Here is a 9,118-nt window from a genome sequence, read left to right as displayed (position 1 = left end):
CGCGCCGAGCGCCCGGGTCTCCGCCGCGCCGGACGGCCCTGCCGGCCTGCCCTCCGGGCGCTCCCGCCGCGCGTACGTCACGCGCCTCGCGCAGCTGCACCGCCGTCTGGCCTATGCGCCCCTTCCGGCCGTGCCGCTGCACTGGCTGTCGCTGCTGCCGCTCGCGCTGTGGCGGTCGATCACGCACCTGATCGGCAAGCGACCCGAGGCCGTGCTGCCCGAGTGGGGCGCCGCGCTGGCCGCGATGCTGCGATTCGGTGCCGTCGCCCGCTCGCGCGCACGCATCCGGGCCTTCCGCACGTCCTCCTGGGCCAGCATCGCCCCGCTCCGGGTGACCTCGGCGCAACTGCGCCGACGGCTCGACGACGGGCACGGCAGCGAGCACGGCGCGGTGAGCGAGCTGCGCTTCTTCTCCGGCGGCGGCGCATGGGTCGTGCTGGCCGCCCTGGTCGTGGGCATCGCCTCCTTCACCACGCTGCTCGCCTGGCCGACCATCGGGGGCGGTGGCCTGCTGCCGCTGCGCCAGACCGTCGCGGCGCTGTGGGGCGACGCGGCCTGGGGCACCCGCGGACTGGGCCTGGACGTGGTCGGCCCCGCCGATCCCTTCGCCGCCGTGGTCGCGGTGCTCGGCTCGCTGTGGCCGGCCGGCCCCTCGTTCACTCTCGTGCTGCTGTGGATCCTGGCGCTGCCCCTGGCGGTGCTCGGCGGGTGGTTCGCCGCGACCCGTGTGACCGATCGCGCCGGACTGCGGATCTTCGCCGGGATCGCCTGGGCGCTGGCACCCACGTTCCTCACCGCGCTCGTCGACGGCCGCCCCGCCGCGGTGCTCGCCCACCTCCTGCTGCCGTGGCTGTTCCACTCCGCGGTCGTCGCGCACCGCTCGTGGGGTGCCGCGGGCAGCGCCTCGCTGCTGCTGGCCGCGGTGCTCGCCTGTGCGCCCTCGCTCGCCCCCGCGCTCGCTCTGCTGTGGCTCGTGACGCTGGGCATCGTGATCGGCACGGCTCAGTTCCGCGGCGCCGGTCGTCTGCTGTGGCTCCCGCTGCCCACGGCCGTGCTGTTCGGGCCGTTGATCTCCTGGCAGCTTCTGCACGGCACGCCCCTGGCACTGCTCGCCGACCCGGGACTCACGTGGGCGGGACCGCAGGCCGGAGCAGACGCGGTCGGCCGCCTCGCGATCGCCCTCGGCTTCCCGACGACCGACCTCGCGGGCTGGGCGACCGTCGCGCCCGGCGGTCTCGGCACGTGGGCGGCCCTCCTGTGCGCACCGCTCGCGCTGCTCGCCCTCGCCTCGGCCGTCTCACCGCGGTGGCGCGCGGGCATCACGCTGCTGGTGGTCGCCGTCGCCGGTGTCGCGACGGCCTTCCTCGCGGTCGGCGTCAGCGTCTCGTTCGCGCAGGGCACCCCCGTACCGATCTGGCCGGGCACCGGGCTGAGCCTCGCGTGGATCGGAGTGCTCGGCGCGGCGACCGTCACGCTCGACACGGCGCTCCCGCTGCCGCGGCTGCGCACCGTGGCGACCACCGTCACGGCGGCCGCCCTCCTGGTGTGTGCCCTGCCCGCCCTCACCGCGTTCCACACCGATCGATCCGTGCTCACCAACGGGCCGGAGTCGACGCTGCCCGCCTACGTGGCCGCGCAGGCGGCGGGCGACCGCGCGATCTCGACGCTCATCCTCACCCCGCAGAACGACGGCGGACTCGCGGTCGAGGTGGTCCGCGGAGCCAGCGAGACCCTCGGGGCCCAGACCACCATGCTCTCGACCGCCGTCGAGCCCCAGGGCACCGACACCGGCACGCTCGCGGTCGACCTGATCTCCGCCCGCGACTTCGATGCACCGGCCGAACTCGCCGCGGAGGGCATCAGCTACGTGCTGATCGCCCAGGTCGCGGGCGAGGGCGACCGGGCCCGTGCGCTGCGCACGGCCTCGATCGCCGCGATCGACCAGCGCCCGGGTCTCGTCCACGCGGGCACCACCGAGCGCGGAGTGCTGTGGCGGCTCGAGGGCGAGGCCGCGGCACCGGCGTCGCTCACCGCGGCGCAGGAGGGCACGGCGCGGCTCGTGATCACCCTGCAGCTGCTCGTGGTGCTGGCCGCGCTGCTGCTGTCCATCCCGACCAGGGCGTCGCGGCGTGCCGCCAGGGCGCAGTCGCGCATCGTCGGGCGGGCGCCGGAGGAGCCGATGGTGCTGCCGCGCCACGCCGAAGATCTCCCGGCCGCGGTCGTGGAGGACCCGCCCGTCGGCGCGGTCGAGGATCCGCAGGACGAACCGGCTCTGACGGACGAGGCCCTGGCGCCCATCGCCGAACCGGTTCCCGAGGCCGAGGTCGAGCCCGCGGACGCCGCGGAATCGGACGACGACACCCCCGCACCGCAGCCCGAGGAGGAGCGCCGATGAGCGGCAACCGCGCATTCCGGGTCGCCGCGACCAGCGCCCGCGTCGTGACGGGCGTGGCCGTGGCCGCCGCCTGCGTGATCGGGGTCGTCGCGGCCGTGCACGCGCCCTGGCCCACCGTGGCGCACGAACCGGCGCAGGAGCAGGTCACTCCGCTGCCCGGGGACAGCGTGCTGGTCTGCAACGGCGACTTCCGGGCGCTCGGACGCGACTCGTCCGCACCGCTCGACATGACAGCGGCCGCAGCCCCCACGCTCACCACCGGCGGCACGTCGGGAGACCCGGCCTCGTCGGGCGTGGCGACGCCCGACCTCGCCGACGGCGACGAGGTCTCCGTGCTCACCGGCGCCGTGGAGGGCCGCACGGCTCCGCTGATCGCGGGCGCCGAGTCGTTCACCCTCGCCGCGGACGACCTCGGGGGCTTCGCGGCCACCCCGTGCACGGTGCCGCGCCTGGAGTCCTGGCTCGTCGGCGGTGCGGTGGGCACCGGCACCGAGGACATCGTCATCCTCACCAACGCGGCCGAGGTGCCGTCCACCGTCACCCTCACCGTGTACGGCGAGACGCGCGGCGGCCGTACCGTCATCATCCCGGCGCGCACGCAGACCGCCCTTCCGCTGACGTCGATCGCCGCCGGCAACGAGGCGCCGGTCGTCAAGGTGAGCGCGGTCGGGGCTCCGGTGCGCGCCGTCCTGCAGTCGTCGCTCGTGCGCGTGCTCGACCCCGCCGGCATCGACCTGCAGGAGGCCGTGGCCGGCGCGCAGCAGAACGTGGTCATCACGGGGGTCCAGACGTTCACGTCCGACGGCGACGAGGCCGACATGACCGTGCTGCGGTTGCTGGCACCCGGCGCCGACGCCATGGCGAAGGTCACGGTGCACAGCGAGGGCTCCTCGCCGACGACGGACGAGTTCTCCGTCCCGCTCGACCCCGACGTCCCCGCGCAGGTCGCGCTCAGCGGGCTCGAGCCGGGACGCTACACCGTGGAGATCGAGGCGGAGGCCCCGGTCGTCGCCGCCGTCCGCCAGCAGGACGGCTTCGGACGCGACACCGACTTCGCGTGGGTGACTCCGGCCGCCCAGCTCGACGACCAGGCCGCGGTCGCCGTGCCCGCCGGTCCCGCCCCGCGGCTGCAGCTCGCCAACACGGGCGACGAGGACGCGACCGTCACGGTCGAGCCGATCGACGGCGGTCAGCCGCAGGAGGTGTCGGTGCCGGCGGGGCAGACCCGCGGTATCGACGTGACCGCGCGGACGACCTATCTGCTGCGCACCACCGGACCCGTGCACGCCGCGGTGACCCTGACCGCGGCCGGTGCGCTCGGCGTGCTGCCGGTGCCGCCGTCGTCCGGCGTGGAGAAGTCGATCACGGTCTACCCCTGACCCCGGGACGGGGCGCGCAGTCAGTGGTCGTGGCCGAGGTCCCAGGGCTCGCGGCCGACGTACTCGGCGGCGGCCCGGAACACCGCGCTCTCGATCGCCATGCGGCGGTGCGCGGCGTCGTCGTGTCCCGGAGGGAGCAGCCGCTCGATCGGGATGCGGAACAGCACGATCCGCCGCCCCTCGCGGTCCAGGTGCCAGCGCGGCACCTCCCCGTCGCCCTCGGCCGCGGGCAGCGCCCCGATCTCGAAGCGCACCTCCTGCAGCTCGGGCCAGGTGCCGCGGAGGAACTCCACCGCAGTGCCCACCGTGAGGTCGAACCGGTCGAGCCGCCCGTCGAGCGGTGCGAGCGGCGGGCGGACGACCTCGCTGCGCCCGAGTCGTCCGTGGCGTCCGTGCCTCGCGCCGCGTCGGGCGGTGGGGGCGTGGGCGCGACGACGGGGCATGCCGAAAGTCTAGGCGCTGCGCGCGCGCTCGGCGCGGCATCCGCTCCGCTCGCGACGGGGGTCGTAGCGTGAAGGGGATGGACGGACGACTCTGCTCGAAGGTCGGCTGCGCGCGTGAGGCCGTGGCCACCCTCACCTACGACTACGGCGACCAGATGGCCGCTCTCGGACCGCTCGGAACGGCGAACGACCCGCAGGCGCACGACCTGTGCGCCCCGCACGCCGACCGGCTCTCGGTGCCGGCGGGCTGGCTCGTGATCCGCCACGAGGCCCTGCGCGCCTGATCCGACACGCGGGCGGAGGCACCGTGGCCCCTGCCGATTCCTGGGTACTCTGACGGCGGCGGTGTCACGGCGGCGCGGCCGGAAAGGCTACCGTGCTCGTCTGGCGTCGCTGGGTCCTGCCCCTGCTGCTCGTGGTCATCTTCGGCGCCTGCGCCGCCGCACTCGTGAAGATCGCCTTCTTCCCCGACCGGTCTGAGGCGATCGTGAGCCCCGAGGCGGGCATCACCGATCCGGTCGTCGCAGTCGAGCGAGGGGCCGTCGTCAACGCGCTCAGCCTGGACGGCACGGTCGCGCGCGACGAGAGCTATCCGGTGCGCAGCGAGCTCAACGGCACGGTCACGGCGGTGCACGTGGCCGACGGTGCGAGCGTCGCGGCCGGGCAGAAGCTGTTCACCGTGCGCCAGGACGACCCGCGCAAGGACATCGACGTGCTGGCGCCCGAGGCCGGCGACGTGTCGGAGCTCGCGATCGTGAAGGGCCAGGCCACCACGGTGGGCACGGAGACGTACACGCTCTCCCCGGCCCGTTACCACCTGCAGGCGACCGTGGAGCCCGTGCAGCTGTACCGGCTCGTCAACGCGCCGACCGAGGCCACGGTGACCATCACGGGCGGCCCCGCCCCGTTCCCGTGCACGGGCGTGCGGGTGCAGGTGAGCGAGGAGGGCACCGCGAGCGTGCGCTGCGCGATTCCCGCCGATCAGACCGTGTTCGCCGGCCTGCCCGCCACGATGGATCTCGCGCTCGGGCAGGTCGACGATGCGCTGGTGATCCCGGTCACGGCGGTGCAGGGCGGCGCGGGCACCGGAAAGGTGTGGGTCGACGCGGGCGACGGCGGCGAGCCGGAGGAGCGCGAGGTCGCCCTCGGCGTCAACGACGGCTCGATGGTGGAGGTGACCGACGGGCTCGCGGAGGGCGACAGCATCCGCCAGTTCGTGCCGGGCTTCGTCGCACCCGTCGAGGAGTTCTGCTACGAGATCTCCCCGGGCGTCGAGCAGTGCGACAGCGGGATGAGCTGGTGACGCTGGTCGCGCTGGAGGGCGTCGCCAAGAGCGTCCTCCTGCCCGACGACTCGCGCCTGGAGATCCTCCGCAGCGTCGACCTCGAGGTCGGCGCGGGCGACCACGTGTCGATCGTGGGGCGGTCGGGTTCGGGCAAGTCGACGCTGCTCAACATCCTCGGCATGCTCGATGCCCCCACGTCGGGGACGGTGTCGTTCGAGGGGCGGGAGGTCCGCCGGATGCGGTCCGGTCGCCTCGACCGTCTCCGGGGTGAGAACGTGGGCTTCGTGTTCCAGCAGTTCAACCTGCTGCCCGGTCGCACCGCGCTGGACAACGTCATGATGCCGCTCGGCCACGCGCGCGGACGGCTGTTCTGGGACCGCCGCCGCATCGCCGCCGACATGCTGGAGCGCGTCGGACTCGGGCACCGCGTCGACCAGGTCGCCGACCGGCTCTCCGGAGGTGAGCAGCAGCGCGTCGCGATCGCCCGCGCGCTCGTACGCCGCCCGGTGCTGATCCTCGCCGACGAGCCGACCGGCGCCCTCGACATCGACACCGGCGCGACCGTGATGGCCCTGCTCGACGAGGTCGCGACCGAGACCGACGCCGCCCTCGTCACGATCACGCACGACCTGCACGTCGCGGCCCGCGCGCGCCGCCACTACCGCCTGGACGCCGGGCGGCTGGAGCCGGCCGACCTCACGAAGGCGTTCGAGGCGTCCACGCTCGCCGCCTCGGTGCCCGGAGCCGCGGAGGTCGCGTCGTGACCGGGTTCCTCGGAGCGCTCTCCGACGCCTGGGCCGAGATCCGGGTGCACAAGCTCCGTGTGCTGCTCAGCCTCATCGGCATCGCCGTGTCGGTGGGCGCGCTCACGGCGGTCGTGGCGATCTCGGAGTACCAGCGCCAGTTCCAGGAGGAGCAGTCGGACCGCTGGGGCGGCCGTGCGGCCACCGTGGTCGTGGCGGTGTCGGCCGACGACGGCACCCCGGTCGACGCGGACGAGGTGGACGAGCGCTTCCGCAGGGCCTCGGAACGCTTCGGCTTCAGTCACACCGCCCGGATCGCCCAGGGCCTCTCGCTCGGCGTGGCGCTGCCCGACGGCGTGACCCCGGTGAACACCCGGCTGGTCGACCCTGCGTACTCGCAGATCCACCGGGAGAAGCTGCTCGAGGGCCGGTGGCTGCACGACGGCGACCTCGAGGCGCTCGCGCCGGCGGTGGTCATCAGCGAGCCGCTGTGGGAGCGCATCGGGCGGGTCCCGGTCGCCCAGCACCCCACGATCACCGTCACCGGAGACGCCGGCGGCACCTACCAGGTGGTCGGGGTCGTTCCGCGGCAGGGCTTCGGCGACGAGGAGCTCCGTCTGGACCTGCTGTACGACGCCTACCGTGACCGCGTCGACGCGCTGCCGGAGGAGACGTTCACCCAGTACGAGGTGTGGCTCGGCCCCGACGAGGTCGACGCGATCGCGCCGGTGCTCGCGATGGACCTCCGCGCCGGGCTGCCGGAGGGGCAGACGGTGTCGGTGAGCCGCTCGGACTGGGCGGCGCAACCCGGCACCGCCGACGCTCAGGCCACGTTCGAGATGGTCACGGGCGGCATCGCGTCGCTGATCCTCGCGCTCGGTGCGCTCAGCCTGATCAACATCCAGCTCGTCGCGATGCGCCAGCGGGTGCGGGAGATCGGGGTGCGACGGGCCTTCGGCGCGAGTTCCGGCCGGGTGTTCTTCGCGGTGTTCCTGGAGAGTCTGGTGGCGACGACCGTGGCGGGGGCGATCGGCATCGCGATCGTGGTGGCGGTGCTGCGCTCCGAGTGGCTGATCGGCTCGATGTTCCCCGGTATCCAGGACATCCCGCCGTTCCCCATGCGGGCGGCGCTGGTCGGTCTCGTCGCCTCGGTCGTGGTCGGCGCGGTGTCGGGCTTCATCCCCGCGCTCGTGGCGCTGCGGGTCAAGGTGATCGACGCCATCCGGTTCTGACACACGGGCGGTGCGTCCGCGACCTGATGGAACAATGGGCCCATGCCTGAGCTCGAGTACCGCATCGCCGATCTGTCCCTCGCCGACGCCGGACGGCACCAGCTGCGGCTCGCCGAGAACGAGATGCCAGGGCTCATGGCCCTGCGCGCGGAGTTCGGCGCGGCGCAGCCGCTCAGGGGCGCGCGCATCGCGGGGTCGCTGCATATGACCGTGCAGACGGCCGTGCTGATCGAGACGCTCGTGGCGCTCGGCGCCGAGGTGCGCTGGGCCAGCTGCAACATCTTCTCCACGCAGGACGAGGCGGCCGCGGCGGTCGTGGTCGGCCCGCACGGCACGGTGGACGCGCCCGCCGGTGTGCCCGTGTTCGCGTGGAAGGGCGAGACGCTCGAGGAGTACTGGGCGTGCACCGAGCGGATCTTCGACTGGTCGTCGTCGGACGTCGACGGCCCGAACCTCATCCTCGACGACGGCGGCGACGCCACGCTGCTGGTGCACAAGGGCGTCGAGTTCGAGCGGGCGGGCGTCGTCCCCGATGCCGCCGAGGGCGACCCGCACGAGTACCGTGTGATCCTCGACCTGCTCCGTCGGACCCTCACGGCGTCGCCCGACCGCTGGACGCGGGTCGCCGCGGGGCTGATCGGCGTCACCGAGGAGACCACCACGGGCGTGCACCGCCTGTACGAGCTCGCGGCGTCGGGAGATCTGCTGTTCCCGGCCATCAACGTCAACGACGCGGTCACGAAGAGCAAATTCGACAACAAGTACGGCATCCGTCACTCACTGCCCGACGGGCTGAACCGGGCGACCGACGTGCTGATCGGCGGCAAGGTCGCGTTCGTGTGCGGCTACGGCGACGTGGGCAAGGGAGCGGCCGAGGCGCTGCGCGGTCAGGGCGCCCGGGTCATCGTGAGCGAGGTCGACCCCATCTGCGCGCTGCAGGCCGCGATGGACGGCTTCGAGGTGGCGCGTCTGATCGACGTGGCCGGCGGGGTCGACATCGTCGTGACCGGGACCGGCAACCGCGACGTGGTGACGGTGGAGCACCTGCTGGCACTCAAGCACCTCGCGATCGTCGCGAACGTCGGCCACTTCGACAACGAGATCGACATGGCGGGGCTGGAGGCGCTCGACGGTGCGGAGAAGGTCGAGATCAAGCCGCAGGTGCACGAGTGGCGCCTGCCGAGCGGTCGCAGCGTGCTCGTGCTCAGCGAGGGCCGGCTGATGAACCTCGGGAACGCGACCGGGCACCCGTCGTTCGTGATGAGCGCGTCGTTCACGAACCAGGTCCTCGCCCAGCTCGAGCTGTTCACGAACGCGGCGGCGTACCCGGTCGGGGTTCACGTGCTGCCCAAGGCACTCGACGAGAAGGTCGCGCGTCTGCACCTGGACGCGCTGGGCGTGCGGCTCACCACGCTCACCGAGAGCCAGGCGGCGTACATCGGGGTGCCGGTCGAGGGGCCGTACAAGCTCGACCACTACCGCTACTGAGCGCGGCGGAGAGGCGAGGTCAGACGCCAACGCGGCGACCCGTCAGCCGCTCGGCGCGGCGGTCTGCGTTCTCCAGGGCCCGCCGCTCGCGCTCCCGCCGCAGCACCGTGATGCCCACGAGCACGAGCTCGGCGGGGGCGGCGGGCACCGGCG

Annotated in this window: 8 protein-coding genes; 7 read left to right on the top strand and 1 reads right to left on the bottom strand. The window is 73.7% G+C overall.

The annotated features are described in order from the left end of the window. Both DW297_RS10990 and DW297_RS10985 read left to right on the top strand, forming a co-directional pair. Nucleotides 1-2,395: glycosyl transferase (locus tag DW297_RS10990; protein WP_205828277.1), on the top strand; the 2,395-nt coding region annotated here is incomplete at its 5' end. Then, a complete protein-coding gene (locus tag DW297_RS10985) occupies nt 2,392-3,774 on the top strand; it encodes a DUF5719 family protein (protein ID WP_136032273.1) in 1,383 nt (460 codons plus the stop codon). The genes DW297_RS10990 and DW297_RS10985, both read left to right, overlap by 4 nt. 20 nt (nt 3,775-3,794) lie before the next feature. Here DW297_RS10985 and DW297_RS10980 read toward each other — a convergent pair whose 3' ends face one another. After that, nucleotides 3,795-4,217, bottom strand: a complete 423-nt coding sequence (locus DW297_RS10980) for a hypothetical protein (protein WP_240744592.1) — start codon at nt 4,215-4,217, stop codon at nt 3,795-3,797. A 77-nt stretch (nt 4,218-4,294) separates the two neighbouring features. Here DW297_RS10980 and DW297_RS10975 point away from each other — a divergent pair, with 77 nt between their 5' ends. From DW297_RS10975 to ahcY, 5 genes are all read left to right on the top strand, one after another. Beyond that, complete coding sequence (locus DW297_RS10975; RefSeq protein WP_136032271.1) at nt 4,295-4,501, top strand: DUF3499 family protein; 207 nt, start codon at nt 4,295-4,297, stop codon at nt 4,499-4,501. Between the two features lie 92 nt (nt 4,502-4,593). Continuing rightward, a complete protein-coding gene (locus DW297_RS10970; RefSeq protein WP_136032269.1) occupies nt 4,594-5,520 on the top strand; it encodes an efflux RND transporter periplasmic adaptor subunit in 927 nt (308 codons plus the stop codon). Continuing rightward, nucleotides 5,517-6,266 carry an ABC transporter ATP-binding protein gene (locus DW297_RS10965; protein ID WP_136032267.1) on the top strand — a complete coding sequence of 250 codons (750 nt, stop codon included), beginning with the start codon at nt 5,517-5,519 and terminating at the stop codon, nt 6,264-6,266. The genes DW297_RS10970 and DW297_RS10965 overlap by 4 nt, the downstream gene beginning before the upstream one ends. After that, nucleotides 6,263-7,477, top strand: a complete 1,215-nt coding sequence (locus DW297_RS10960; protein ID WP_136032264.1) for an ABC transporter permease — start codon at nt 6,263-6,265, stop codon at nt 7,475-7,477. Before DW297_RS10965 ends, DW297_RS10960 begins: the two co-directional genes overlap by 4 nt. Before the next feature lie 42 nt (nt 7,478-7,519). Continuing rightward, nucleotides 7,520-8,965 (top strand): adenosylhomocysteinase, encoded by a 1,446-nt coding sequence (gene ahcY / locus DW297_RS10955; RefSeq protein WP_136032262.1) that lies wholly within the window; start codon nt 7,520-7,522, stop codon nt 8,963-8,965. Nucleotides 8,966-9,118: the final 153 nt, after the last annotated feature.

It is taken from the genome of Microbacterium sp. PF5 (assembly GCF_004794315.1).
In the GTDB taxonomy this organism is placed as follows: Bacteria; Actinomycetota; Actinomycetes; order Actinomycetales; family Microbacteriaceae; genus Microbacterium; species Microbacterium sufflavum.
The sequence above is the reverse complement of the archived record's forward strand: the minus strand, read 5'-3'. Positions and strand labels throughout refer to the sequence as shown.

Bases quoted from the DNA above. Each gene is read 5' to 3' on its own strand.
- DW297_RS10985 (WP_136032273.1), top strand. From the start codon at position 2,392: ATGAGCGGCAACCGCGCATTCCGGGTCGCCGCGACCAGCGCCCGCGTC.
- DW297_RS10980 (WP_240744592.1), bottom strand. From the start codon at position 4,217: ATGCCCCGTCGTCGCGCCCACGCCCCCACCGCCCGACGCGGCGCGAGG.
- DW297_RS10975 (WP_136032271.1), top strand. From the start codon at position 4,295: ATGGACGGACGACTCTGCTCGAAGGTCGGCTGCGCGCGTGAGGCCGTG.
- ahcY (WP_136032262.1), top strand. From the start codon at position 7,520: ATGCCTGAGCTCGAGTACCGCATCGCCGATCTGTCCCTCGCCGACGCC.